This is a genomic window from Enterococcus sp. DIV0703 (assembly GCF_051711065.1).
Classification (GTDB): Bacteria; Bacillota; Bacilli; order Lactobacillales; family Enterococcaceae; genus Enterococcus_B; species Enterococcus_B hirae.
This window is the reverse complement of sequence record NZ_JBIOLX010000001.1, coordinates 2,696,322-2,722,033: the sequence shown is the minus strand read 5'-3', so window position 1 is coordinate 2,722,033 and position 25,712 is coordinate 2,696,322. Positions and strand designations below refer to the sequence as shown.

General features: G+C 38.5%; 23 protein-coding genes and 1 riboswitch. Of the genes, 22 read left to right on the top strand and 1 reads right to left on the bottom strand.

Annotated elements, in window-relative coordinates; genetic code table 11:
• Nucleotides 1-55 precede the first annotated feature (55 nt).
• The 9 genes from mprF (at nt 56) to thiT (ending at nt 10,989) form a co-directional block, all read left to right on the top strand.
• Nucleotides 56-2,569: a bifunctional lysylphosphatidylglycerol flippase/synthetase MprF gene (mprF, locus tag IGK81_RS12485; RefSeq protein WP_220381049.1), complete on the top strand. Its 2,514-nt coding sequence runs from the start codon at nt 56-58 to the stop codon at nt 2,567-2,569.
• 241 nt (nt 2,570-2,810) lie between these two features.
• Nucleotides 2,811-3,659: a 4-(cytidine 5'-diphospho)-2-C-methyl-D-erythritol kinase gene (gene ispE / locus IGK81_RS12480; RefSeq protein WP_014834412.1), complete on the top strand. Its 849-nt coding sequence runs from the start codon at nt 2,811-2,813 to the stop codon at nt 3,657-3,659.
• A gap of 324 nt (nt 3,660-3,983) precedes the next feature.
• A complete protein-coding gene (locus tag IGK81_RS12475) occupies nt 3,984-4,934 on the top strand; it encodes a metal ABC transporter substrate-binding protein (RefSeq protein WP_034700042.1) in 951 nt (316 codons plus the stop codon).
• Between the two features lie 17 nt (nt 4,935-4,951).
• A complete protein-coding gene (locus IGK81_RS12470; RefSeq protein ID WP_010737272.1) occupies nt 4,952-5,632 on the top strand; it encodes a metal ABC transporter ATP-binding protein in 681 nt (226 codons plus the stop codon).
• The gene (locus tag IGK81_RS12465) at nt 5,605-6,429 is read left to right on the top strand and encodes a metal ABC transporter permease (protein WP_010720612.1); all 825 of its coding nucleotides are present in this window, start codon (nt 5,605-5,607) and stop codon (nt 6,427-6,429) included. The genes IGK81_RS12470 and IGK81_RS12465 overlap by 28 nt, the downstream gene beginning before the upstream one ends.
• 165 nt (nt 6,430-6,594) lie before the next feature.
• Nucleotides 6,595-7,413: a pur operon repressor gene (gene purR, locus IGK81_RS12460; protein WP_010720611.1), complete on the top strand. Its 819-nt coding sequence runs from the start codon at nt 6,595-6,597 to the stop codon at nt 7,411-7,413.
• 376 nt (nt 7,414-7,789) lie between these two features.
• Entirely contained in the window at nt 7,790-9,163 is a 1,374-nt protein-coding gene (gene glmU / locus IGK81_RS12455) for a bifunctional UDP-N-acetylglucosamine diphosphorylase/glucosamine-1-phosphate N-acetyltransferase GlmU (protein ID WP_034700040.1), read from the top strand.
• Between the two features lie 93 nt (nt 9,164-9,256).
• Nucleotides 9,257-10,225, top strand: coding sequence for a ribose-phosphate diphosphokinase (locus IGK81_RS12450; RefSeq protein ID WP_010737274.1), 969 nt, complete (start codon nt 9,257-9,259; stop codon nt 10,223-10,225).
• A 17-nt stretch (nt 10,226-10,242) separates the two neighbouring features.
• Nucleotides 10,243-10,344, top strand: a riboswitch (TPP riboswitch).
• A gap of 84 nt (nt 10,345-10,428) precedes the next feature.
• Entirely contained in the window at nt 10,429-10,989 is a 561-nt protein-coding gene (gene thiT, locus IGK81_RS12445; protein WP_034700038.1) for an energy-coupled thiamine transporter ThiT, read from the top strand.
• A 76-nt stretch (nt 10,990-11,065) separates the two neighbouring features.
• Here thiT and IGK81_RS12440 read toward each other — a convergent pair whose 3' ends face one another.
• Nucleotides 11,066-11,842: a hypothetical protein gene (locus IGK81_RS12440; protein ID WP_010720607.1), complete on the bottom strand. Its 777-nt coding sequence runs from the start codon at nt 11,840-11,842 to the stop codon at nt 11,066-11,068.
• Nucleotides 11,843-12,103: 261 nt separating this feature from the next.
• Between IGK81_RS12440 and IGK81_RS12435 the strand changes: the two genes are divergently transcribed.
• From IGK81_RS12435 to rsgA, 13 genes are all read left to right on the top strand, one after another.
• Nucleotides 12,104-13,819 carry a patatin-like phospholipase family protein gene (locus IGK81_RS12435; protein WP_438758117.1) on the top strand — a complete coding sequence of 572 codons (1,716 nt, stop codon included), beginning with the start codon at nt 12,104-12,106 and terminating at the stop codon, nt 13,817-13,819.
• Entirely contained in the window at nt 13,789-14,007 is a 219-nt protein-coding gene (locus IGK81_RS12430; protein WP_010720605.1) for a YdbC family protein, read from the top strand. The genes IGK81_RS12435 and IGK81_RS12430 overlap by 31 nt, the downstream gene beginning before the upstream one ends.
• An 18-nt stretch (nt 14,008-14,025) precedes the next feature.
• Nucleotides 14,026-14,916 (top strand): YicC/YloC family endoribonuclease, encoded by an 891-nt coding sequence (locus IGK81_RS12425; RefSeq protein WP_034700034.1) that lies wholly within the window; start codon nt 14,026-14,028, stop codon nt 14,914-14,916.
• A gap of 16 nt (nt 14,917-14,932) precedes the next feature.
• Nucleotides 14,933-15,217, top strand: a complete 285-nt coding sequence (locus IGK81_RS12420; protein ID WP_010720603.1) for a hypothetical protein — start codon at nt 14,933-14,935, stop codon at nt 15,215-15,217.
• Between the two features lie 303 nt (nt 15,218-15,520).
• Nucleotides 15,521-16,135, top strand: coding sequence for a guanylate kinase (gmk, locus tag IGK81_RS12415; protein WP_010720602.1), 615 nt, complete (start codon nt 15,521-15,523; stop codon nt 16,133-16,135).
• Nucleotides 16,136-16,139: 4 nt separating this feature from the next.
• Nucleotides 16,140-16,445 carry a DNA-directed RNA polymerase subunit omega gene (rpoZ, locus tag IGK81_RS12410; RefSeq protein ID WP_010720601.1) on the top strand — a complete coding sequence of 102 codons (306 nt, stop codon included), beginning with the start codon at nt 16,140-16,142 and terminating at the stop codon, nt 16,443-16,445.
• A 245-nt stretch (nt 16,446-16,690) separates the two neighbouring features.
• Nucleotides 16,691-19,099, top strand: a complete 2,409-nt coding sequence (gene priA / locus IGK81_RS12405) for a primosomal protein N' (protein ID WP_034700032.1) — start codon at nt 16,691-16,693, stop codon at nt 19,097-19,099.
• A 13-nt stretch (nt 19,100-19,112) separates the two neighbouring features.
• A complete protein-coding gene (gene def, locus IGK81_RS12400; RefSeq protein ID WP_010720599.1) occupies nt 19,113-19,604 on the top strand; it encodes a peptide deformylase in 492 nt (163 codons plus the stop codon).
• Nucleotides 19,597-20,538 carry a methionyl-tRNA formyltransferase gene (fmt, locus tag IGK81_RS12395; protein WP_034700030.1) on the top strand — a complete coding sequence of 314 codons (942 nt, stop codon included), beginning with the start codon at nt 19,597-19,599 and terminating at the stop codon, nt 20,536-20,538. Before def ends, fmt begins: the two co-directional genes overlap by 8 nt.
• Nucleotides 20,538-21,896, top strand: coding sequence for a 16S rRNA (cytosine(967)-C(5))-methyltransferase RsmB (gene rsmB / locus IGK81_RS12390; protein ID WP_010720597.1), 1,359 nt, complete (start codon nt 20,538-20,540; stop codon nt 21,894-21,896). Before fmt ends, rsmB begins: the two co-directional genes overlap by 1 nt.
• A gap of 12 nt (nt 21,897-21,908) precedes the next feature.
• Complete coding sequence (locus IGK81_RS12385; RefSeq protein ID WP_010720596.1) at nt 21,909-22,649, top strand: Stp1/IreP family PP2C-type Ser/Thr phosphatase; 741 nt, start codon at nt 21,909-21,911, stop codon at nt 22,647-22,649.
• The gene (gene pknB / locus IGK81_RS12380) at nt 22,646-24,679 is read left to right on the top strand and encodes a Stk1 family PASTA domain-containing Ser/Thr kinase (protein ID WP_034700028.1); all 2,034 of its coding nucleotides are present in this window, start codon (nt 22,646-22,648) and stop codon (nt 24,677-24,679) included. Before IGK81_RS12385 ends, pknB begins: the two co-directional genes overlap by 4 nt.
• 128 nt (nt 24,680-24,807) lie before the next feature.
• The gene (gene rsgA, locus IGK81_RS12375; RefSeq protein ID WP_010737282.1) at nt 24,808-25,707 is read left to right on the top strand and encodes a ribosome small subunit-dependent GTPase A; all 900 of its coding nucleotides are present in this window, start codon (nt 24,808-24,810) and stop codon (nt 25,705-25,707) included.
• The last annotated feature ends 5 nt before the right edge of the window (nt 25,708-25,712 follow it).

Genomic DNA, 25,712 nt, shown 5'->3' with positions numbered 1-25,712 from the left:
AAATAAAAGTCATACGGCATTTCAGTGGTTGAAAAATCATAGCTTGATTTTAAAAATGATTTTTTTTGGATCTATTATAGTTTTCGTTGCCAATCAAGTCGTAAATATTGCAAATGGAATGAGTTGGCAAGATATTTGGCAAACTATGCGACAACAAAGTTATGTTACGCTGTGTTTAATGGTTTTAGTGGGGTTGATCGGTGTTTTGCCAATGTTGTTGTATGACTGGGTGACGATTCGCGTGTTGGAAAAACAAGGGAAACCTAAAATGAAGCGTCACGATTTTTTCTTAGCTGCTTTTATTACGAATACAATTAATAATTTAGCGGGCTTTGGAGGAATTGTTGGAGCTAGTCTTAGAGCAAATTTTTATGGAAAAGAAACAAATCGGAAAATGGTACTTGCTACTGTTTCTAAAGTTGCATTATTTATGTTGACTGGTTTATCATTATGGTCATTTCTAACGTTCATTGATGTTTTTTTTCTACAAACTACTAGTATTTTTAGAAGTTATTGGATTTGGTTACTTGGCGGTAGTGTGATAGCACCGGCTATTTTTTTCTTTGCTTATTTAAAAAGAAGAACATTATTTGCGGAATTCTATCCTAAGGGTCTAGTCGGGTTACTGTTAGCTTCTGTGGGGCAATGGACTGGAGCATTGGTCGTTTTTTTAGCGATTGGTTATTTGATGGATGTAGATATTTCCTTATTTTCGATTTATCCAATGTTTATTATCGCTACGTTAATCGGTATGTTGACAATGGTTCCTGGGGGTGTCGGGACATTTGATGTGTTGATGATCTTAGGTATGAGTCAGTTAGCTGTTCGACAAGATATTGCAGTGGTTTGGTTACTTTATTACCGTTTGTTTTATTATGTGGTTCCTTTTGCGGTTGGCTTATTTTTATTTCTGTCACATACTGGAGTAAAAGTGAATCGTTTTTTAGACAATATACCACGACTGCTCTTTCAAAAAATCGCGCATTTTATTTTGGTCACAGCCGTTTATTTTGCAGGGATCATGATGGTGTTACTATCTACGATTACGAATCTTTCTGCGATCAGTCGATTGTTTCAGATTTTATTACCTTTCTCGTTTAATTTTTTAGACCAAACGTTGAATCTATTGATTGGATTCTTATTGCTTGGGTTGGGAAGAGCGTTAGCAATGAAAGTGAAGAAGGCTTTTTTACCAACTATTGCTTTATTAGCTTTTGGAATCATTAACACAGTTACTCGAACATTATCTTGGCAATTGATTTTAGTGTATATCTTGATTCTTCTGGCTGTCTGGCTAGCTCGGAAAGAATTTTACCGTAAGAAATTTGTTTATTCATGGGGTGCCATTCTTTTTGATCTATGTTTGTTTGGGTTTCTATTTATCGTCTATGCAATTGCAGGGTATCATAGTGGACGTTTTTGGGTAAATCGATTGACAGCTGATCGCTTTCTCCTGTTCCCATCCGATGAAGTTTGGTTTTCAGGCTTGATTGGTCTAGGGATCTCGCTGTTGGCATTAGTAGCATTGTATCAGTACCTTGCTTCTGAAACGAATGAGTTAGGGTCAGATTTACAAATCGAAAGATTCAAACAGATGTTGACCGTCTATCAGGGGACATCTGCTAGTCATTATCTTCGTTTACCAGGATATAAATATTATTACTATCAACAAAATGGAGAGGATCAAGTCGTCTTTGGTTACCAGATCAAAGGAAATAAATGCTTTGTTTTGGGAGACCCGATTGGCAACCCACAAATGATTCGTCCTGCTATTACAGAATTTATGCAAAAAGCTGATTGCTTAGGGTATCAAATTGCTTTTTACAAGATCTCAGAAAAATATGTGGTAATGTTGCATGAATTAGGTTTTCATTTTACAAAAGTCGGCGAGGTAGGAATGGCAGATTTGACTACAGAAGAAATGCCTTGGGTCAATCAACAGCTAGAGTACCAGCGTCTAACTAATGAAGGCTATCATTTCACTTGGTACGAACAATTACCTGAGGAACTATTAGCTGCGGTGAGTGAGGTTTCGGATCAGTGGTTACATGGTGCGAGAGAAAAGCATTTTTCTGTTGGCCGTTTTGACGAATCTTATCTGTTAGCCAGTGGTGTTGGAGTGGTACGCAAAGAACAAAAAGTGGTCGGATTTATTACAGAGCAACCAATATCTGAGAGCCAAGCAGGCTATGATCTATTACGTGTATTGCCAGATGAACCTGCTGAACTATCCGATTATTTATTAGTCAATCTATTTGTTGTCTACCAAGAAAAGGGCTATCTTGAGGCAAATCTTGGTTTAGCTCCGTTAGCAAATGTAGGGGAAACAGACTTTGCATTCTTTCAAGAGCGCATCATGCATATTGTTTATAATTATGGTAGTTTCTTTTACTCCTTTCAATCGACCTATGAAGAAAAACTGCGCTATGTCACTCGCTGGGAAGGTCGCTATTTTGCTTACATGAAGGGAAGCAGTTTTACATTTGCCACATTACAGTTGTTTATACTAATTGGGAAGGGAAAAGAAAAAAGTATCAGTTTTGCAGAAGAAGTATTAACGGAATTGTAAATTGCGTAAATAGAGGAATAACTGGTGACGTGTTTTAGCTACCTATAGTTTAAAACGTGAAAAAGCGATTGACGGTAGCTAGAGAAAATGAATGTGGTCGAAGGATGGTTTGTTTTATCTGTAGACAGAAAAGGTCTGAGAAAACCGCTAAGATCGTAAACACGTCACTCGTATGAGCTATACTTTTATTTTTCTCTGTGATAGAATACTTGCGACTTAGACTTTTTGAATGGGTGAGAGGATGGAACTGATAGAAAAAGCACCAGCTAAGATCAATTTGGGATTAGATGTCTTGTACAAGCGTCCCGATGAGTATCACGAGCTGGAAATGGTAATGTCGAGTGTAGATTTAGCAGATCACTTATTCTTTGAAGAGATACCTGAGGATCGAATCATCGTAGAAACGAATAAGGCATTTTTGCCAGTAGATCAACGAAATAACGTTTATCAAGCAGCAACATTGCTTAAGAATAAGTATCATATCAAAAAAGGCGTAAAAATATTTGTGAAAAAAAATATTCCAGTTGCAGCTGGACTGGGTGGGGGCAGCACAGATTGTGCAGCTGCACTGAGAGGGATCAATCAACTATGGAATCTCGGTTGTTCTCTGGAAGAATTAGCTGAGATTGGTTTGGAAGTTGGTACGGATGTGCCTTATTGTGTTTATGGTAATACTGCGTTTGTTGGCGGCAAAGGAGAAGTGGTCCAAGTTCTCCCTTCAATGCCTCAGTGTTGGGTAATCTTGGTGAAACCTAAAATGAGTGTTTCGACTAGGACCGTCTTCAAAGAAGTAGATGCGCAAAAAATCCAGCATCAGAACATTCCTAGACTAGTGGAGGCAATCCAGCAACAAGATTACCATACGATGATTCAATACATGGGAAATAGTTTAGAAGATGTTACCGGCAAACGTCATCCAATTATCCATCAAATCAAAGAACGCATGTTAAAGTATGGGGCAGATGCCGCTTTGATGAGCGGAAGCGGACCGACAGTCTTTGCCTTATGTCAACATTATTCAAGAGCACAAAGAGTCTATAACGGGCTGAAAGGTTTCTGTGATGAAGTATATTTAGTACGCACGTTGTAAAATAGGCCAGAACTAGTTGTTGCTAAGAGATGAAGAATAAAAAATCTCAAAACAGAAGAAGCTGTTTTGAGATTTTTTTGAGTTGGTTGCAGCTTAGCTACTCTAAACGTTATTTATTCTATTTAGAAATTGGAAAAAATGGACTAGAAAGCTTGTTTTGCTCTCAGTAACATGAACAAACTATCATTCATTTTACGGTTTACATTGAATTTGTTCGTATAAATCAGAAATTGAAGGATTTCTATTGACTCTATTTTTTTATTCTGATACATTAAGTTCCGTTGATAAATCGTAATTTTACGATTTGTTCGAAAGGAGAGTCTTATGAAAAAATATATGATTGGTATAACACTAGCTGTAGGGATGTTTTTATTAGCGGCTTGTGGTGGTACGAACCAAAAGGATTCAAAGAAAAATGAGTTAACGATTGTTACGACCTTTTATCCGATGTATGAATTTACGAAAGAAGTAGTTGGAAATGAAGGAAACGTCAAGTTGTTGATCCCGTCTGGGACTGAACCGCATGATTTTGAACCTAGTGCAAAACAACAAGCAGAAATCGCTGATGCGGATGTGTTTGTTTATAATAGTCCAGATATGGAATTTTTTGTTGACTCATTGAAAGATTCTGTCGATACGAATAAAACATTGATGATTGAAGCAGCTAAAGGAATTGATCGTCTGAAATCAGCAGAAGAAGACCATGACCATGATCATGAACATGAAGAAGCTTCTTCTGAAAGTCATTCGCATGAGTATGATCCACATATTTGGTTAGATCCTGTGTTAGCAATCAAAGAGGTCAAAACAATTGCTTCAGAGCTTGGGAAAAAGTATCCTGATAAAAAGGCAACTTTTGATAAAAATGCGGATGCTTATATCAAAAAATTAGAAAACCTGAACCAAAAATATACGGATGCACTCAAAGATGCCAAAAACCGCACGTTTGTGACGCAACATGCCGCATTTGCGTATTTAGCGAATCAATATGATTTACACCAACAAGCGATTGCAGGGGTAACGCCTGATCAAGAACCCACACCAAGCCGCTTAGCTGAACTAAAAGATTTTGTGAACAAAAATAAGATTAAAGTGATTTATTTTGAAGAAAATGCGTCATCCAAAGTGGCGGAAACATTGTCGAAAGAAACGGGTGTTAAATTAGAAGTATTGAATCCATTAGAGAGTTTGACAAGTGAACAAATCAAAGCCGGCGAAAATTATATTTCGGTAATGGAAGAGAACTTAAAAGCGTTAAAAGAAAGTATTAATTAAGAACGGAGGCATTTCGCGTGCATTATATCGAAATATCCGATTTGACTTTTTATTATGATGAAGAACCTGTATTAGAAGATGTGTCTTATCACGTTGATGCAGGAGAGTTCGTTATTCTAACAGGAGAAAACGGTGCAGCAAAATCAACATTGATCAAAGCTTCCTTAGGCTTGTTAAAACCTTCTAAGGGAACAGTGAAAATCGCCCCCAAAAATCAAGAAGGACAAAAATTAAGTATTGGTTACATTCCCCAACAAGTGGCATCTTTTAATGCTGGCTTTCCAAGTACAGTCTTAGAATTGGTTCGTTCGGGTCGCTATCCGAGAGGACGTTGGTTCAAACGACTTTCTGAAAAAGATCATCAGCATGTTAAACGAGCTTTAGAATCTGTTGGAATGTGGGAGATGCGTCATCGACGGATCGGAGAATTATCCGGTGGACAGAAACAACGGATTAGCTTAGCCCGTATTTTTGCGACTGACCCAGATTTATTTATATTGGATGAACCGACAACGGGAATGGATGAAGAATCTCGTAATGAATTTTATCGACTATTGCGTCATAGTGCCCATGAACATGGCAAGGCAATTTTGATGATTACTCATGATCATGAGGATATCAAGCAATATGCAGATCGACAAATTCGTTTGGTAAGAAAGGAGGATTCTCCATGGCGTTGCTTTCATATGAATTCATGAGACGAGCTTTTTTAGCAGCCATTTTTATTGCGGGGATTGCTCCAATGTTAGGTGTCTTTTTAGTGATCCGAAGACAATCATTGATGGCAGATACACTGTCACACGTTTCACTGGCAGGGGTGGCATTGGGTTTCTTTTTGAATATCAATCCAACGTTGACTACGATGTTCGTAGTAATATTAGCTGCGGTGATTTTAGAATATTTACGTACGATTTATCGTACTTACTCAGAAATTTCAATTGCGATCTTAATGGCTGGCGGACTGGCGCTGGCATTAGTTTTGATGAATCTTAGTGGTGGAAACTCAGCCACAAGTATCCAATCGTACCTCTTTGGCTCGATTGTGACGATTACTTGGGATCAAGTTATCTTTTTGGGTGTATTATTTGTTATTATTGGTTTCTTATTCTTTTTGTTCAAGCGACCAATGTACGTGCTGACTTTTGATGAAGATACCGCCCATGTTGATGGTCTGCCTGTTCACCGTATGTCAATGCTGTTCAACGTGATCACGGGTGTTGCGATTGCTGTCATGATCCCAATTGCCGGGGCATTATTGATTTCAGCAATTATGGTCCTGCCTGCAGCGATCGGTATGCGCTTAGGCAAAAGTTTCAATGTGGTGATTGCCATTAGTATCGGTGTTGGCTTTATCGGCATGTTATCGGGACTAACAAGTTCCTTTTATCTAGATACGCCACCGGGTGCGACGATCACACTAGTCTTTATCGTGTTGTTTCTTGTGGTCAATTTGTTCAAGCGGGTGCTTGTTTCCATTAAGCGAAAAAATAAATAAAAAATCAAAAAGAAAAGCGATGAAAACGAAAAATTTTCATTGCTTTTTCTTATATTTAGATAAATACCGAACTATTTAACTTATTTTCTTACAAAATGCTCGAATTTTTAAATGAAAACTTATATAATGTAAAACGATATAATTTCTTAAAAGGAGCTGAAATATGTGAAAGTACGTCGCAGTGAACGTCTTGTTGATATGACTCAGTATTTATTAGATCATCCTCACGAATTAATTTCATTGACAAGTTTTGCCGAACGTTATGAATCTGCTAAATCTTCGATCAGTGAAGACTTGGCAATTATCAAAAAAACATTTAAGGAACGAGGGTATGGTACCCTAGAAACAATTCCAGGTGCCGCTGGTGGGGTTTTATTTATACCAGAGATTTCTTACGAAGAAGCCAAAAAATACATTGAGTCGTTAGCTGAACGATTGTCTGAACAAGATCGTTTGTTGCCTGGAGGTTATGTTTATCTATCCGATTTACTAGGTGAGCCCGAATTATTGCGCCAAGTTGGAAAAATCATTGCTTCTAAGTATTTAGGTGAAAAAATCGATGCAGTGATGACAGTTGCTACGAAAGGCGTACCGATCGCGCAAGCTGTGTCCTATTATTTAAATGCACCGTTTGTTATCGTACGCCGTGATTCAAAGATCACAGAAGGATCGACAGTTAGTGTGAATTATGTTTCTGGTTCTTCTGAACGAATCGAAAAGATGGAATTATCAAAAAGAAGTCTTAAACGTGGTTCTCGTGTCCTAGTCGTTGATGATTTTATGAAAGGCGGCGGCACGGTCAATGGAATGAAGAGCTTGATCGAAGAGTTTGAATCTGAACTTGTAGGAATCACCGTTTTTGCAGAATCCAAATTTAATGGTCATCGTGCAATTGACGATTATACTTCATTACTATACGTGAAAGATGTCGACACGAAGACCAAAAACATTACAGTTGTACCAGGAAATTATTTCAAAGATTAGAGATTGAAAATTTATCTATTTGCCGATCAATAATAGCTGGAAGAGATTGTGACAGAAGTGTCCAGCTCTGAGAAATAAGCCGGAGAATCCGAAAATAGTTTCACCTATTTTGGGAATTCTTTGGCTTATTTTCGATAGAAACACTACAGCAACCAGCAACAACAAATCAGATATCCAGCTGTTATCTGTCAGATGAGAGAAATTCGTTCTCCTTTTTCATACAACCCTATTTTTCTCTCACTATTGTTGATTGACTAATTGATTTTTGAACCCCCAAGATAAAAATGGTCTAGTTACAAATATAGTCTGCTTGGTTGAAAAATTGAGTAGAGTGGGCTAAACTTAAAACCATCAAATACAATTAGGAGTGACGCAGTTGGACGCACGTTATGCAATCATTTTGGCAGCGGGAAAAGGAACTCGCATGAAGTCAAAATTATATAAAGTTTTACATCCAGTTTCAGGACAGCCGATGGTGGAACATATTATCAATCGAGTAAGTGAAACCAACCCAGATCAAATCATCACGATCGTCGGGCATGGCGCTGAGCAAGTAAAGGCACAGTTGGGTGAACGTAGTGAATACGCTCTGCAAGCAGAACAACTTGGTACAGGTCATGCAGTATTACAAGCCGCATCTTTTTTACAAGGGAAAGAAGGCACGACACTGGTGATCAGTGGCGACACACCACTTTTAACCACTGAAACATTGAACAATTTATTTGAGTATCACCAAGGAAAAAATGCGAGTGCCACGATTCTAACCGCACAAGCCGAAGATCCAACTGGATATGGCCGTATCATTCGTGACCATATTGGGATCGTTGAAAAAATCGTTGAGCAAAAAGATACTACACCAGAAGAAGCATTGGTCCAAGAAATCAATACAGGAACTTATTGTTTTGACAATCAAGCTCTGTTTGAAGCATTGAACAAAGTAGGAACAGACAATGCACAAGGGGAGTACTACTTGACCGATATCATTGAAATCCTCAAAGATGCTGGAAAAACAGTAGCAGCTTATCAGACAGAAGACTTTGATGAATCAATGGGAGTCAATGATCGTATTGCATTAGCTAAAGCTAATGAATTGATGCGCCAAAGAATCAACAAAATGCATATGGTCAATGGTGTAAGTTTTGTTGATCCAGCAACGACTTATATTGATGCCGGGGTAGAGATTGGTTCTGATACAGTGATCGAAGCAGGCGTCCAACTTCAAGGTAAAACCGTCATTGGATCAGATTGCGTGATCGGTGCCCATTCTCGAATCGTAGATAGTGTGATTGAAGATCATGTGGTAGTTGAACATTCTGTGATCGAAAAAAGTCTTGTGAAAAGTCATGCGGACGTGGGACCATTTGCTCATTTACGACCAAAAGCAGAAATTGGTGAAGGTGTCCATATTGGTAATTTTGTGGAAGTCAAAAATGCTGAAATTGGTAAAAATACCAAAGTTGGTCATTTGACTTATGTCGGTGATGCCACATTAGGCGAAGAAATCAATGTTGGTTGTGGCGTGGTCTTTGTGAATTACGATGGGAAAAACAAGCACCGCACGACAATTGGTGATCATAGTTTTATCGGTTCTAATGCAAATATCATTGCCCCAGTGGAAATTGCTAAAAATACATCAGTAGCTGCAGGGTCAACAATCACAGAGGATATCCCTGAATATGCTATGGCAATTGCCCGTGCAAGACAGGTCAATAAAGAAGATTATGCTAAAAAACTCCCTTATTTAAACTAAGACTTTTGTAAAACCCCTTGATTTATTCAGAAAATATGACTAGTATTTAATAGGTAGAATTCTAGAGTTGTGAAAAAGAAAGTGGAGGTCCCCATGTCAAAACATTACTTTGACCCAAGATTAAAAATTTTTGCGTTAAATTCAAATCGCCCGTTAGCAGAAAAAATTGCTGCAGCTGTCGGTGTCGAATTGGGTAAATCATCGGTTACTCAATTTAGTGATGGAGAAATCCAAGTGAATATTGAAGAAAGTATTCGCGGATCACATGTTTATGTTATTCAGTCAACGAGTAGTCCTGTAAATGATAATTTAATGGAATTGCTGATCATGATTGATGCCTTGAAACGTGCCAGTGCAAAAACGATTAACGTAGTAATGCCTTACTATGGATATGCACGTCAAGATCGTAAAGCTCGTGCCAGAGAACCAATCACTGCAAAACTTGTGGCGAACATGATTCAAAAAGCTGGAGCAACTAGAATGTTGACGCTAGATTTGCATGCTGTCCAAATCCAAGGATTCTTTGATATTCCTGTTGATCACTTGATGGGTGCACCATTGATTGCAAATTATTTCTTAGAAAAAGGGATTAAAGGGGACGATGTAGTAGTTGTATCACCTGACCATGGTGGTGTAACTCGTGCGCGTAAATTGGCTGAATTTTTAAAAGCACCAATTGCGATCATTGATAAACGCCGTCCAAAAGCAAACGTAGCAGAAGTAATGAATATTATTGGGCAAGTAGAAGGAAAAACTTGTGTATTGATTGATGATATGATCGATACAGCAGGGACGATTACCTTAGCGGCTAATGCACTAAAAGAAGCAGGCGCAGTAAGTGTCTACGCATCATGTACACATCCAGTATTATCTGGACCAGCTTTACAGCGTATTGAAGATTCTGCGATTGAACGCTTAGTTGTAACAGATTCGATCTATCTGCCAGATGACCGTAAGATCGAAAAAATCGATGAAGTAAGTGTCGGTGGTTTGATGGGTGATGCAATTAAACGTATCCACGAAAACAAACCTGTTAGTCCATTGTTTGAAACAAAAAAATAAGAATTAAAAAATTGAATAGTATCACAAAGGGGAGCCTTATGAGGCTGAGATTGAAGTTTTTCTAAACCCTTCGTACCTGTATCGGTTATGCGAGCGTAGGAATTGTGACGATCAATTGACGTTAGTCATGTAACGTTAGTTGTAGAAGTATGTTGTATTTACTTCCTCCTTTGTGATTTCAAATGAACGGAGGAAGTTTTTTTATGGAGAAAAAATATAAAGTATGGATTGAGGGGACACTTGTAGCTGCACTAGCGATGGTGTTATCCTTTATTCCTCTTCAAATAGGTAGTAGCTTTGAGATTTCATTAGGACAGATTCCACTGACATTGTTTGCGTTAAGAAGAGGCTGGAAGGCAGGGATTTTATCAGGATTTATTTGGGGGATTTTACATTTTCCAACAGGACAAGTGTATTATCTCAGTGTCATTCAAGTATTGATCGAGTATCCGATTGCTTTTACCTTTGCAGGATTTACAGGAGTGTTCGCTAAAAGGCTGCAAAACAGTCTAACGATGGGCAATAAAAAAGGGATGACAACCACTATTATATTAGGAACTTTAGTTGGTGTTGGTGCTAGATATTTCTGGCATTTTGTCGCAGGCGTCGTTTTTTGGGGAAGTTATGCTTTGTGGGGAATGAATCCATGGCTCTTTTCTTTAGTCATGAATGGTGCAAGTGCCTTGGCTACAGGAATTGTTACAATGGTTGTTTTGCTTGGGATCGGTCGGACAGTTCCAGCTTTGTTCATCGGGAAAAAATAAACGAAAAGAGCCTCAGTCACTATAAAAGTGTCTAGGCTCTTTTTTTATAAGTATAAAATGATGGAACATCCAAGCATCAGCTTAAAGGAGTATAGTTGAGTTCCGCAGCTTCTCCTACAAGCTCCCAGCGTTTTTCTTCTGCATGATAAACTAAGGTGCCAATTGCTTCTTCATCAAGGTATCTTGTTCCTTTTAGCTTCCAAATATAATCTTCAATGACATAGATCGGGATATGATAATCGTTATCGATCAATCCACCTTGTTCAAAAGAAAAAATGATTCCTTCTTGCATCAAATTACGCATATTCTTCAGTAATTCCACACTAATTTTTTCGACCGGAATATCTCGTTTGAAAAACGATTTTTTCTCATTGATTTTTTTTGACAAGATGATACTTAGTTTATTGGCAAAGATCCGATAAAATTCATCTAAATAGCGATAATAGATTCGTTCTAGTTGATCGTTAAGATCGAAGTAGACGAAATTATTTTGTAATTTATAAAAAAATGGGGAGTGAAGATGGGTCTTCATGTGTCCAAAATATAACAATTCTGAAATTTCTAATGGCGTTAATTCTTTCAGCATCGTTAAGTCGTTAAAATCGATCCATTTTAAATCACTCGAATGATTACGATTACGTGCAGAAGAGAAAAAGCGTTGGATATTTTCTGTTCCACGAATCACTTTCAACCCAGTATGGGATTCGTATTCACCAGCATTTTCTGAAGGATCTAATAACAATAAATTTTGTGGGAAATGCACGATGTTGTTTGAAAAATCACTAATAGTCAGCCCCTTAGTCACAACCGCATTGCTAGTAGTATCAATATGTACATAAACTGACTCAGACATCATGCTCCTCCTCTCACTCATTATCACTTTCATTTTACAACATTTATTAAAAAAAAGCTTGTTTCTTTTATTTTAAAATTCCATTACAAAATCACTTTTTTTGTGATAAACATGGACATTTTCATTGTTTTTGTATAAATGGATGGAATGGATTTTGTTATAGCTTTTACAAGAACAATGTATTCATTTTAGTATTTCTCAAAAAAATAGTATACTTTAAAAGAATATATTTGTCTTGTTATAATAAAAAAGGAGAAGATTATGCTGATTCAACAAGTGTACGGTTCAGAAAAAACAGTCCTCTACTCTACACTTCAACGAGCCAAACAATTGCTACCCTTTTATGCTACCCATCAGGAAAGCCGTGATGCCTTTTGGTTGGCAACAAAGAAAAGGCAAGCTTGGCGGATGATCGGTAACAAACATACCCTTTATTTTATTGCCGAACGAACCAGTGAACAATGGCTGATTAAAAATGTGCTAGTGGTGGGTGACATGCCTGGTTGGACGCTCTTTTTTAAAGAGATAGAGTGGTGTTCCTGCTTTTATTTCAAAAAATATTGTTCTTTTCAATGGATTGAACCACTGTCGACATATTGGCAGACACTCCTATCTCATCATGGTTATACGCAAGACAATCAGTTGGCTCAGACAATTTGGCAAAAAAAACTGACCTATCATATTGGTTTAGTATTAGGTGGCGGTGGCGCTCATGGTGCCTATCAAATCGGTGTTTGGCAAACGTTAAAAGAACATCAGATTCATTTTGAAGTAATTACGGGAACTTCAGTTGGTGCGTTAAACGGTGTATTGATCTTGCAAGATGATTTATCGCAAGCTCTTTCTTTATGGCAATCCCTCGCAACGAATCAAGTATTACAGCTACCAGAAACTGCATTATCAGAAGATCTACGGAAAAGGTTTATCCAAGAAACACGGCAAATGACGAGAGCAGCAATTATCAAGGGGGGAGCCTCAATCACCCCTTTGGAAAAGTTACTCAAAAGTAAATTAGATGCTGAGAAGATTTTAAAAATGAAAAGTCCTCGTTTATTTACCGTTTCGACTCGACTTCCTGATTTTAAAGAAGTGGTGACACCGATCCAGCAATTGGCAAGCAATGAAATTGCTGATTGGATCCTAGCTTCGGCTTCGTTTTATCCCGCTATGAGTTATCGAAACATTGCTGGACAAAAATATATTGATGGTGGTTATCGAAATAATTTGCCTGTGGATGTAGCAATTAAAGAAGGGGCAACGGAGTGCTTAATAGTAGATGTGGATGGTCCCGGAGTGACTAAGAAGATTACGATACCAGAAGAGACTGTTCCATGGCTCTGCCGCTCTAATTGGTCATTGGGAACCTTCTTGATTTTTGATCGGCAGAGAAACCAATTCAATCTCCAATTAGGCTATCTGGAAATGAAAAAAAAGTTAGGTGATTTTGAGGGGAATTGGTATACGTTCTATTCAACGAAACTTGCAGAACAATATTGGCGTAAATTTTTAAGCTATCTAGTGAATGATCTTCAGCTAGAAACAACTTTTGTTCAACAACCAAAATTTTGGCAAACTCTGCGTAATATATATAAAGACAGGGTAGTAATTGAAACATGCGGGGTGGCGATGCTTGAACTATTAGCCAAAAAAAAGCTCGTTTTACCGAATAAAGTTTATGATGTAGATGAATTGATCGAACAGATCATTCAAAAAGAATCAAGTTCATTTTTCGATCAAATGATTCGAGAGGTCGGACAATTAAATAGTAATGAGTGGCGCAGAGTCCAAAAATACCAAAAAAAGCAAAAGAGTGAACAGGAACAAATCAATGAAATTGCTCATTTAGTTAAACAAAAAAAGAACGAGCAACTTCAATCTAAGCTTCATACGCAGTTATTTGACACCCTATTGAATTTATATTTACTTTATCTAAAGGAGGAACAACCATGGCACAAGAATTTTCCTACGAAATCATAGAAGAGATCGCTGTTTTATCCGAAAATAATAAAGGATGGCGAAAAGAGCTGAACCTAGTCAGCTGGAATGGCCGCCCACCTAAATTCGATCTTCGTGACTGGGCGCCCGAACATGAGAAAATGGGTAAAGGGCTTACTCTAACCAATGAAGAATTTGAGGCATTACAAAAAGCTATCGAAAATATGTAACAGAAAGGACCCTGTTGAATGAAAAGTATGACTGGTTTTGGTAAAGCCACCCATGAAACCGCAGAGTATCAAATAGAAGTTGAGATCAAAAGTGTCAATCAACGCTTTTTAGATATGCAAATACGTAGTCCTAAATTGTTAAATTATCTCGAAAATGATATTCGCCAATTGATGAAACAACATTTAAGTCGAGGTCGAGTCGAAGTTTTTATCAATCTGACGTATTTGGGACAAAATCAAAAACAAGTTTTTGTTGATTGGAATTTGATTGACGAGCTGATGACGAACTTAACTGAAGGAATAACCCAACGTTATGGAGAGAAACAGCAATTACAGATTGGACGTCTATTAGAGACTTTGACAACGAATGAATCTTTTGTCGTGATTGAAGAAAAAAATGAAAACAATATGGATGAACTGACAGCTTTGGTTTTAGAAACGGTCCATGAAGCACTAGCTGAAATTGAACAAAGTCGCCAAAAAGAAGGGACAGCCTTAGAGGCGATCATTCAGAAAAACAGTGATGAACTGAAACAAGTATTAAATGACTTACAACAATTTGTTGAGTTATACGAACAAGAGTATCAGGAAAAATATCAAAAGAAACTAGAAGATTACTTGGGAGCAACGGTCGATCAACAAAGATTGCTGACTGAACTCGCTATTTTATTAGAGCGAGGAGATATTCATGAAGAATTGGATCGCTTAGTGATCCATATCGGCAAATTGGATGAATTACTTCAAGTAAAACAGCCAGTTGGCAGAGAACTCGACTTTTTGATCCAAGAAATGAATCGAGAAATCAATACGATTGGTTCAAAATCAAGTGCGATTGAAATCAAAAACCAAGTGATCCAGTTAAAAACGATTTTAGAAAAAATCCGAGAACAGATCCAAAATATTGAATAGCAAGGAGACGAAAAAAATGAACTATTATGATATCACGTTTCATGAATTAAGTGGGAAAACGGTCATCAAAAGAAATGTTCCTTCTGAAAAAGCAGGATTTGAAGCTTGGCAAGATGCCTGTGCGCAAGTGACGGAGAAAGAAATCCAATTGTTAGTTAACGATGGGACTTATGTGACGATGAATCGTCAATTTATTGTGAGAATCGATGCAGAAGAAGTGAAAGACCCAACTGAAAAAGCACTCTCTCGAAAAGATGAGATCATGGGTGTTGTCAATACCTTGTCAAACATGGGTTTTTAAAAACGACGGTAATCGGCATGTTAGTGAGAAGAGCTGCAACCATATGTTGCGCTTCTCACTATTTTTTTGAAAAAGAATGCTGCTCAGTTAGAACCTGTAAAGTGAGAGGGACCTTTTTTTGAACTTTTGAATGAAGGATGAACTTGATAGTTAATCACTATCATCAAAAGCCCGAGTGAAAAGCAAAGGTTTTGCCAGTCAAAGGCGCTTTTTTTTGCTATAATCAAAGATGCCCTTGAAAGTTGTCGAAAAAAAGTGCAAAATAAACGTTAGTATAAAAAGACTAGTTGAAAGGACGTCGTCATGTCAGAGCGTGGATTATTAATCGTGTTGTCTGGACCATCAGGTGTAGGAAAAGGCACAGTGCGAAAAGCAATTTTTGAGAGTGAGGATAATGATTTCCAATATTCGATTTCAATGACTACTCGTAAGATGCGTGAAGGAGAAGTCGAAGGAGTCGATTACTACTTTAGAAGCAAAGAAGAATTCGAAGCAATGATCGAAGCCGGAGAAATGCTGGAATATGCTGAATATGTAGGGAATTATTATGGAACACCTTTGTCTTATGTCAATAAAACATTGGACGAAGGAAAAGATGTATTTTTAGAAATCGAAGTCCAAGGTGCTCAACAAGTCAAAGAAAAAGTACCAGATGGCGTATTTATCTTCCTAACTCCTCCCGATTTAGCCGAATTAAAATCAAGAATCGTTGGCCGTGGGACAGATGCAGATGAAGTAATCGAAGAACGAATGAAAGTTGCCAAAGAAGAAATTGAAATGATGGCACTATATGATTATGCCGTAGTCAATGACCAGGTACCCCTGGCGGTAGAACGAATCAAAAATATCATTGCCAGTGAACACTTTCGTGTCGACCGTGTGATCGGCAAATATATCAAAATGTTAAAGGAGATGTAGTCTTATGATGTTAAAACCTTCAATCGACTCATTGTTAGATCGCGTAAATTCAAAATATTCTCTAGTTATCTTAGCAAGCAAACGTGCACACGAGCTAGATGCAAAAGCACAACCTACGATGGATTCATTTGAATCAGTAAAAAGTGTTGGACAGGCATTAGAAGAAATCGAAGCAGGAAATGTGATCAATGATCCTCATCCTGAATTAAAACGGGAACGCTTGAGAATGGAAGATGAAGAGCGTAAAGCCAAAAAAGATCGTGAACAACAAGAGTTAGAGTCACGTATCCGTGAAGAGCAAAACCAATAAAAAGTGCTAGATTCTTTGGATAAGCCGAAATTTCCGAAATTTGTATTCTCAAATTTTTGTGGAATTTCGGCTTCTTTTTAGGATCACGTTTTAGCATATAAGAATGACTTTTCTGCGGAATGCTGCTGCGCCGTTAATTTTTTGTAAGGATTCATCAGAAAATAAGACAAACCAAGCAATCTCTAGTAAAATAGGCAAGAACGATTTTGTCTATTTGATAGAGTAACTAAAGGAGGAAGGAAACCATGCCAATCACAGCTGATGTTATCGTCGATGTACCCACTATGCAAACCGATCAGCCTTTCACCTATCTGGTTCCTTCTGAAGTAGAAACGGCGATTCAAGTCGGGATGCGAGTAGAAGTTCCTTTTGGTAACGGCAACCGTCATGTTCAAGGGTTCGTTGTAGGTTTGCGAGTACAAGATAGCATCGAACAAAAAAATTTAAAAGCGATTGTTCAAGTATTAGATTTAGCACCTGTGGTTAATCAAGAACTACTTCAATTGGCTGATTATATGAAGACGATCACTTATGCGTTTAAGATCACTTGCTTACAAACGATGCTTCCTGCTGTCATGAAAGCATCCTATGACAAACAAATCTATCCTGTAAATGAAGCGGCGGACGTCCAGGCATTCTTTAAAGGACGAACAGAAATCTCCTGGAAAGAAGCGCAAGAAGAGGGCATTTTATCCCAATTGATCCGTTGGCGTCAGGACAAGTTAGTAGATATCAGATATGAAGTACACACTAAGAACAAAGTCAAAACGATTCGTTTGATCCGCTCAAATTTGAATAGTGTCCAGCTTGAGAAAGAGTGGGGAAAGTTAAGAGCGAATGCGAAGAAACAAAAAGAACTTCTGCTTTGCTTATCTGAGCAAAAAAAGGCTGAACCAATTAGCTATTACAAAGAAAAAGGTATCAGCACGGCAACTTTGAATCAAGGAAAAGACAAAGGCTGGTTAACTTTTGAAGAAGTAGAAAGTTATCGTGATCCTTATAAAAATCGCACGTTTGAACAAACACAAGCATTCCAGCTAAATAAAGAACAACAACATGCAGTAGAACGTATCATTGAAGCAGGGCAACAAGAGAAGAGTCACACTTTTTTATTAGAAGGAATTACTGGAAGTGGAAAAACAGAAGTTTATCTACAGGCCATTGCTGAGGTATTAGCTCAAAATAAAACAGCGATTATGCTTGTTCCTGAAATTGCTTTGACACCACAAATGGTAGAGCGTTTTAAAGGGCGTTTTGGAGAGGCGGTCGCTGTCTTACATAGCGGGCTATCTCAGGGAGAAAAATACGATGAGTGGCGTAAAATCGAAAGAAATGAAGCCCAGGTTGTTGTTGGCGCCCGCTCGGCAATTTTTGCCCCTTTAGAAAATATCGGATTGATCATCATTGATGAAGAACATGAATCAAGCTATAAACAAGATGAAACGCCACGTTATCATGCCAGAGATCTAGCGATTTGGCGTGGAAATTATCATCATTGTCCAGTAGTACTAGGAAGTGCGACACCATCTCTTGAATCACGTGCTCGAGCACAAAAAGGGCTGTATGAATTACTCCATTTGAGTCAAAGAGCCAACTTGTCTGCTCAACTTCCAACAATTGAAGTTGTTGACATGCGACAAGAATTGCAACAACATAATACGTCCACATTTTCCAAACAGTTACAAGCAAAAATCCAAGACCGTTTGGCGAAAAAAGAACAGATTGTGCTGTTACTAAATCGGCGAGGATATTCTTCCTTTGTGATGTGTCGGGATTGTGGTTTTGTTTTACCTTGTCCCAATTGTGATATTTCTCTGACCCTTCATATGGACACCCACTCCATGCGTTGTCATTACTGTGGACATGAAGAACCAATCCCACACCGTTGTCCTAACTGTGGAGGGAATAAAATTCGTTACTATGGAACAGGGACCCAAAAAGTCGAAGAAGAATTAAAGACCCTTTTCCCAGAAGCTGGTGTTTTACGTATGGATGTTGATACGACCAGAAAGAAAGGTGCGCATGAACGTATCTTGCAACAATTCGGTCAAAAAAAGGCGAATATCTTACTGGGGACGCAAATGATTGCCAAAGGGTTGGATTTTCCTGATGTGACGTTGGTCGGCGTTTTGAATGCTGATACTTCCCTTAACTTGCCTGATTTTCGTTCAAGCGAGCATACGTTCCAATTGCTTACGCAAGTTTCGGGAAGGGCAGGCCGAGCCGAAAAAGCAGGCGAAGTGATTATCCAAACCTTTAATCCGCAACATTATGCAATTGAATTAGCAAAAGAACAAAATTATGAGCGATTCTATCAACAAGAAATGGCCGTCCGACATCGTAGTGGATACCCACCTTATTATTTTACTGTCAAAATCACGACCAGCCATGAGGAAGAACAAGTTGCTGCTAAGAAGATTTTTGAGGTTGCGAATCAGTTACGGCAAGTGTTAGGAAATCAAAGCTTGTTATTAGGACCGACCCCTAGTACAGTGAATCGGGTAAAAAATCGGTACTATTACCAGTTGATCATTAAATATAAACAGGAGCCTAATTTAGCGAATATCTTAAAAAATATTTTAGACCAGAGCCAAAAAGAACAACGACAAGGATTATTTGTCGCGATTGATAATGAACCATTACACTTTATTTAAGAAGGGAATTTACATGCGCTATCCTATATTGATCCACCCCAATGATAAATTGAAACGTGTCGCACAACCAATCGATGTGATCACAGATGAAACAATTACTTTACTAGATAACCTATATGAAACGATGGTTGCTAACGATGGTATTGGCATTGCCGCTCCACAAGTTGGTCAAAACAAGCGAGTTGCAATCGTAGAAGTAGATGAAGGTGAAAAGTTTGAATTAATCAATCCAGAAATTATTGATGCAAAGGGAGAAAGCATTGATGTAGAAGGTTGCTTAAGCATCCCTCATGTTTATGGGACCGTCAAACGGTTTGACGAAGTAACGGTTCGCTATTATGATCGTGAAGGCGAAGAAATCGAAGTAGTAGCCTTTGGTTACTTAGCTCGTGCCTTTCAGCATGAGATCGACCATTTAGACGGTATATTATTCGTTGAAAAAATGATTGAGCAAATTCCAGAAGCCGAATTAGAAGAGTATATGGAGGAACATCTTGATGACTAAATTAGTATTTATGGGAACGCCAGCTTTTTCAGTACCGATCCTTGAAGGCTTATTAGAAGAAGGGTATGAAGTAGTCGCAGTCGTGACACAACCTGATCGCCCTGTGGGACGTAAAAAAATCATCACCCCTACCCCAGTAAAAGAAGCAGCCGTGAAACACGGTTTATTGGTTTTACAACCTGAAAAAATCTCTGGTTCAGAAGAAATGGAAAAAATCATTGCCCTCCAACCAGATGTGATTATCACAGCTGCATTTGGTCAATTTTTACCAGAAAAATTATTACAGGCACCTGTTCACGGAGCTATAAATGTACATGCATCTTTATTGCCAAAATATCGAGGAGGGGCGCCAGTTCATTACTCGATTATCAACGGGGAAAAAGAAACCGGTGTAACGATCATGGAAATGATCAAAAAGATGGATGCAGGGGGTATTTATGCTCAAGAAAGTTTACCAATCACTAAACAAGACGATGTGGGAACCATGTTTGAAAAGTTAAGTGCATTAGGGAAACAACTATTACTTAAAACATTACCTGATATTTTGAATGGAAATTTGAGTCCACGTCCACAAGATGAATCAAAGGTAACTTTTTCGCCAAATATCACACGGGAGCAAGAAGCAATTGATTGGAACAAGACAGCAGAAGAGATCGACAACCAAGTCCGTGGGATGCGACCATGGCCGATTGCATTTACGACATACGAACAAACTCGTTGGAAACTTTTAAATGTAGAAGCGTTAGCTGAGAAAACTACGGCGGAGCCAGGGACCATCATCAAAAAAGATAAGAAAAATCTGTGGATTGCTTGTGGTAAACAAACGGTGTTGGCAATCAAAGAATTACAGCCAGCAGGTAAAGGAAAACAAGCAGTCAATGAGTTTTTGAATGGTAGTGGACAACAGGTAATGATTGGGCAGCAGGTGAAATAATGGCAAAAATACCAAAAAAAATGAAAAAATCTGTTCGTTATATGGCACTGATCACCCTTGAAAGAGTAAACAAGGGCGGTGCTTATTCTAATTTATTATTGAACGAAATGATCAATCAAGGGGATTTAAATCAAAAAGATGTTGGCTTGTTTACTGAATTAGTTTATGGAACGATCAGTCGTCAACTTTTACTGGAATTTTATGTCGCTCCATTGATAGCAAAAGCAAAAAAAGTGGATGATTGGGTTAAAACATTACTTTATTTGTCAGTTTATCAGTTGGAATTTCTAGATAAAGTTCCAGCTCATGCGATTTTAAATGAAGCGGTCGAAATTGCTAAGATCAAGGGAAATCCTGGTACTGGGAAATTTGTAAATGGTGTTTTAAGAAATTATCAACGACAAGGTAAACCAGATGTTGAACAAATCAGTGATCCGATTGAACGCTTATCCGTAAAAATCAGTTTACCGATCTGGTTAACCAAGCGATTGACTGATCAAATCGGTTATGAAGAAACGGAAAAATTAGGACTTTCACTCTACCAGCCAAGTCACGTCAGTGGTCGAGTAGATATCAGAAAATACCCTAGAGAACAAGCAATCGAGACACTCCAAGCAGAAGAAATTTCAGCGACAGCAAGTAAACTTAGTCCTTATGGGGTAATTGCTGAAAAAGGACATTTAGCATCTAGTTCCTTATTCCATGACGGGGTCATGACGATCCAAGATGAAAGTTCGATGCTGGTCGCACCCGCTATGCAAATCGAGCCAGAACATCATGTTTTAGATGCTTGTGCGGCACCAGGAGGAAAAACAACGCATATTGCCACGTTTTTAGATCCAACATGTGGTGGTGAAGTTACAGCACTGGATGTTCATGAACATAAAGTAAAACTCATCGAAGAAAATGCGGAACGCTTAGGTGTTTTTACAACTGTTTATGCACAAAAAATGGATGCACGTGAAGTGAAAGAGGAATTTTCAGCTGAAACATTTGATCGTATCTTAGTTGATGCCCCATGCTCAGGATTAGGACTATTGAGAAGAAAACCGGATATTCGTTATAAGAAAAATGCCAGCGAGTTAGCTAATTTACCAGCGATCCAATTGGCGATTTTGGAAAGTTGTGCATCTGTGTTAAAATCTTCTGGAATATTAACTTATAGTACTTGTACGATTCTTAAAGAGGAAAACCAAGAAGTCATTGAAACATTTTTACAGCGACATACTGATTTTGAAAGGATTGATGTTTTAGTTGATCCTGTGCTACAATCATCAATCGAAGATAAAATGTTGACTTTATACCCACATCAGTTCTATACAGATGGGTTTTTCATTTGTTGTTTGCGTAAAAAGTAATGAGGTGAAAGAATGCAGATTGAATATCAATCAGATGTAGGAAGACGACGTAATACAAATCAAGACTATGCGAGTGTTTTTACGAATCAAGCTGGGATTAAACTAGCAGTATTGGCAGATGGAATGGGCGGTCATCGTGCAGGTGATATCGCGAGCCAGATGGCAGTGACAAACTTAGGAACTGCTTGGGAAAATCTAAGTTTAAGTGATGACGAAAAAGTAGCGCAATGGTTCATCCAAACGATCCAAGAAGAAAATACTCGTATTTATCAACGTGGCCAAGAGCAACCAGAATACAATGGGATGGGAACGACGATCGTAGCAGCAGCTTTATCAGAAGATCAGTTTACTATTGCTCATGTGGGGGATAGCCGTGCCTACTTGATCCGTGAAGATAAAATCATTCAACTGACAGAAGATCATTCTTTAGTGAATGAACTAGTAAAATCTGGAGAAATCAGTGAAGAAATGGCAGCGAACCACCCACGAAAAAATATTTTAACTCGTTCTGTAGGAATGCCAGGATCTGTAGAAGTCGATGTATCGACTTATATTTGGCAATTAAAAGATCGTTTGTTGTTGTGTTCGGATGGGTTAACGAACATGTTATCTGAAGAAACGATTGGAACGATTATCAATCAAGAAGGGGCTTTGTTCGACAAGGTAACAGAATTAATCGAACGTGCAAATGAAGCAGGCGGAGCAGATAATATTACCGTTCTTCTGATCGAATACAAGGAGGACGTAGCATGATTGAGTTAGGCAAAAAGTTGAATGGTCGTTATCAAATCACTGGAAATATTGGTAGTGGGGGCATGGCAAATGTTTTTCTAGCCCATGACCTTATTTTAGATCGTGATGTCGCAGTCAAAGTGTTACGATTCGATTTCCAAAATGATCAAACGGCAATTAGACGATTCCAACGAGAAGCACTAGCTGCGACTGAACTAGTTCATCCTAATATTGTTAGTGTGTATGATGTTGGAGAAGAAGACAACATGCAGTATCTCGTGATGGAATATGTAAAAGGAATGGACCTGAAACGCTATATTCAAACCCATTATCCTGTTCCTTATGATACAGCAGTCAATATTATGCAACAAATTTTATCAGCTATTTCTTTAGCACATACGCACCAAATCATTCATCGTGATTTGAAACCACAAAATGTCTTGATCGATAATGAGGGCGTGGTCAAAATCACTGATTTTGGTATAGCGATCGCATTATCTGAAACATCGATCACACAAACGAATACGATGTTAGGCTCTGTCCATTACTTATCTCCTGAACAAGCTAGAGGAAGTATGGCTACGAAACAATCAGATATCTATGCCTTAGGGATCATTCTTTACGAATTATTAACTGGCAGTGTTCCTTTTGATGGTGAGTCTGCAGTGACGATTGCCTTGAAGCATTTCCAAGATGAGTTACCTTCAATCAAGGATCTAGACCCAACAACGCCGCAAGCTTTAGAAAATGTGGTATTGAAAGCTACTGCAAAAGAACCGGCAGATCGATATAAAACAGCAGAAGAAATGTCAGAAGACTTAGCAACAGCGCTGTCTCCTGCTCGGGCAAATGAAGCCAAATGGGTGCCACAAGCAATGACCAAAGAAACTCAAGTGATCACACCATTAGAAGAAGATACACCAATGCCAGAGTCATTTAAATCCATGCCATTACCTAAAGAAAAATCAGAAGAAACTCCTGTGATGGCAGAAGAGACAGTTCCTGATCCAAAGAGTAAAAAGCATAAAAAATGGTGGATTATTTTATTGGTGATCTTAGCCTTATTAGGAATCGGAACAGCCGTCTTTTTTGCTTCTGGAGGTCGTGGAGAAGTCGAAATTCCTGACGTTTCGGGATTATCAGAAGCGTCTGCCAGAGATACTTTAGCAAAAGCTAAATTAGAAGCAGCAACAAAAACCGAAGAGATCCCTGATGAACAAATCGAAGAAGGAGACGTTGTCAAAACGGACCCGGCAGCGGGAACTACAGTGAAACAAAACCGTGAAGTTACCCTTTACGTCAGCACAGGTAAGAAAAAAATCAAGTTAGATGATTATACTGGGATGAATTTTGACGAAGTAAGTAGCCGATTGAAGAAGCTTGGTTTTCCAGCTGATAGTATCGAGAAAAAAGACGAGTTCAGTGATGAAGTAGAAAATGGACGAATCATTTCCCAGTCGGATGAAGAAGGAACGGAAGTCGATCCAACGACAGATAAGATCACATTTGTTGTAAGCCAAGGCGCGCAACCAACGATGGGGGATTATACTGGTCAAAATTATGACACCGTTCGTGGGATATTGAGCTCAAATGGTTATAAAAGGATCAGTGAGACGTATGATTACAGCGATACGGTTCCAGCTGGTTCAATCATTAGCCAATTACCTAGTTACGGTGAACCATTGACTGAAAATAGCTATATCAGTTTTGTCGTTAGTCAAGGACCAAATGCGAAAACATTAAATGATATTTCAGGCTATACGAAAAGTGATGCACAAAGTTATTTATCAAGTATTGGCGCAGAATACATCGGACATGAGTCTTATGAATATTCTGATACCGTAGAAAAAGATAAAGTAATCCGAACAGCTCCTGGCGTGGGGGCATCGATCACTCCAGGAACGATCGTCAATGTCATTTATTCAAAAGGACCAGAACCAACCAAAGAATCAAAAGAATCATCAAGTTCAACCAAAGAATCGTCAAGCAGCAAAGAAAGTTCAAGTACTGCTACGTCTAAAGAAGAAAGCACGTCGTCTTCATCCAAATAGTAATAACAATAAAAAATAGCAGAGCGTTTCTAAACGTGCTCTGCTATTTTTTATTGAGTTTCGCTAAGTTTCTTGTCAGGAACGCCACATGATTTTTCTTTCCTGTGGTAAAATAAGGAAAACTGGAGGTGGCATACATCAAAGGACAAATCAGAAAAGCAATTAGTGGGTTTTATTATGTACACGCAGACGGTGAGACCTATCAAACGAGAGGACGAGGAAACTTTCGTAATCGAAAAATCACTCCGTTAGTGGGTGACCAAGTACTATTTGAAAGCGAAAACAAGACGGACGGTTATTTGTTAGAAGTGATGCCTCGTAAAAATCAACTGGTGCGTCCACCGGTAGCAAATGTCGATTTAGGTGTCGTAGTTACAAGCTTGGTAGAACCAAATTTTTCTTATAATTTATTGGATCGCTTTCTAGTGACTTTAGAATATGAATCCATTGAACCTGTCATATTTTTGACAAAAACAGATCTTGCGTCAAACGAACAGCAAATCGATGAGATCAAGCAAACGTATGAAACGATCGGTTATCCAGTGATTGTTCCGAAATATCCTGGAGATACTGCAGAATTAATTCGTTACTTCCCAGAACGATTGACCGTTTTTATGGGCCAATCTGGTGCTGGAAAATCTACACTCTTAAACCAAATTTCGCCAGATCTAAACTTAGAAACGGGGGAAATCTCTGATTCTTTAGGACGTGGGAGACATACAACGAGACATGTGGAATTACTCCCATTGTATGATGGTTTAGTAGCAGATACACCAGGATTCAGCTCGATCGATTTTTTGACGATCGAAACGACTGAATTACCAAAACAGTTTCCTGAATTTGTCAGTGCATCGAACCATTGCCGTTTTAGAGAATGCATGCATGCTAAAGAGCCTGGGTGCGAGGTGAAACGCCAGGTCGAAACAGGTGAGATTGCCCAAACACGTTATGAGAACTATTTGCAATTTTTACAGGAAGTCGAAAATCGAAAACCAATCTATTCTAAAAAAGAAGGTAAACGAAAATAGGAGGA

What these genes read in the sequence shown, in the direction of transcription:
- mprF (WP_220381049.1), top strand. Translation starts at nt 56, where the DNA reads ATGATTTTTTTTGGATCTATTATAGTTTTCGTTGCCAATCAAGTCGTA.
- ispE (WP_014834412.1), top strand. Translation starts at nt 2,811, where the DNA reads ATGGAACTGATAGAAAAAGCACCAGCTAAGATCAATTTGGGATTAGAT.
- IGK81_RS12475 (WP_034700042.1), top strand. Translation starts at nt 3,984, where the DNA reads ATGAAAAAATATATGATTGGTATAACACTAGCTGTAGGGATGTTTTTA.
- IGK81_RS12465 (WP_010720612.1), top strand. Translation starts at nt 5,605, where the DNA reads ATGGCGTTGCTTTCATATGAATTCATGAGACGAGCTTTTTTAGCAGCC.
- IGK81_RS12450 (WP_010737274.1), top strand. Translation starts at nt 9,257, where the DNA reads ATGTCAAAACATTACTTTGACCCAAGATTAAAAATTTTTGCGTTAAAT.
- thiT (WP_034700038.1), top strand. Translation starts at nt 10,429, where the DNA reads ATGGAGAAAAAATATAAAGTATGGATTGAGGGGACACTTGTAGCTGCA.
- IGK81_RS12440 (WP_010720607.1), bottom strand. Translation starts at nt 11,842, where the DNA reads ATGTCTGAGTCAGTTTATGTACATATTGATACTACTAGCAATGCGGTT.
- IGK81_RS12435 (WP_438758117.1), top strand. Translation starts at nt 12,104, where the DNA reads ATGCTGATTCAACAAGTGTACGGTTCAGAAAAAACAGTCCTCTACTCT.
- IGK81_RS12430 (WP_010720605.1), top strand. Translation starts at nt 13,789, where the DNA reads ATGGCACAAGAATTTTCCTACGAAATCATAGAAGAGATCGCTGTTTTA.
- IGK81_RS12425 (WP_034700034.1), top strand. Translation starts at nt 14,026, where the DNA reads ATGAAAAGTATGACTGGTTTTGGTAAAGCCACCCATGAAACCGCAGAG.
- IGK81_RS12420 (WP_010720603.1), top strand. Translation starts at nt 14,933, where the DNA reads ATGAACTATTATGATATCACGTTTCATGAATTAAGTGGGAAAACGGTC.
- gmk (WP_010720602.1), top strand. Translation starts at nt 15,521, where the DNA reads ATGTCAGAGCGTGGATTATTAATCGTGTTGTCTGGACCATCAGGTGTA.
- rpoZ (WP_010720601.1), top strand. Translation starts at nt 16,140, where the DNA reads ATGATGTTAAAACCTTCAATCGACTCATTGTTAGATCGCGTAAATTCA.
- priA (WP_034700032.1), top strand. Translation starts at nt 16,691, where the DNA reads ATGCCAATCACAGCTGATGTTATCGTCGATGTACCCACTATGCAAACC.
- def (WP_010720599.1), top strand. Translation starts at nt 19,113, where the DNA reads ATGCGCTATCCTATATTGATCCACCCCAATGATAAATTGAAACGTGTC.
- fmt (WP_034700030.1), top strand. Translation starts at nt 19,597, where the DNA reads ATGACTAAATTAGTATTTATGGGAACGCCAGCTTTTTCAGTACCGATC.
- rsmB (WP_010720597.1), top strand. Translation starts at nt 20,538, where the DNA reads ATGGCAAAAATACCAAAAAAAATGAAAAAATCTGTTCGTTATATGGCA.
- IGK81_RS12385 (WP_010720596.1), top strand. Translation starts at nt 21,909, where the DNA reads ATGCAGATTGAATATCAATCAGATGTAGGAAGACGACGTAATACAAAT.
- pknB (WP_034700028.1), top strand. Translation starts at nt 22,646, where the DNA reads ATGATTGAGTTAGGCAAAAAGTTGAATGGTCGTTATCAAATCACTGGA.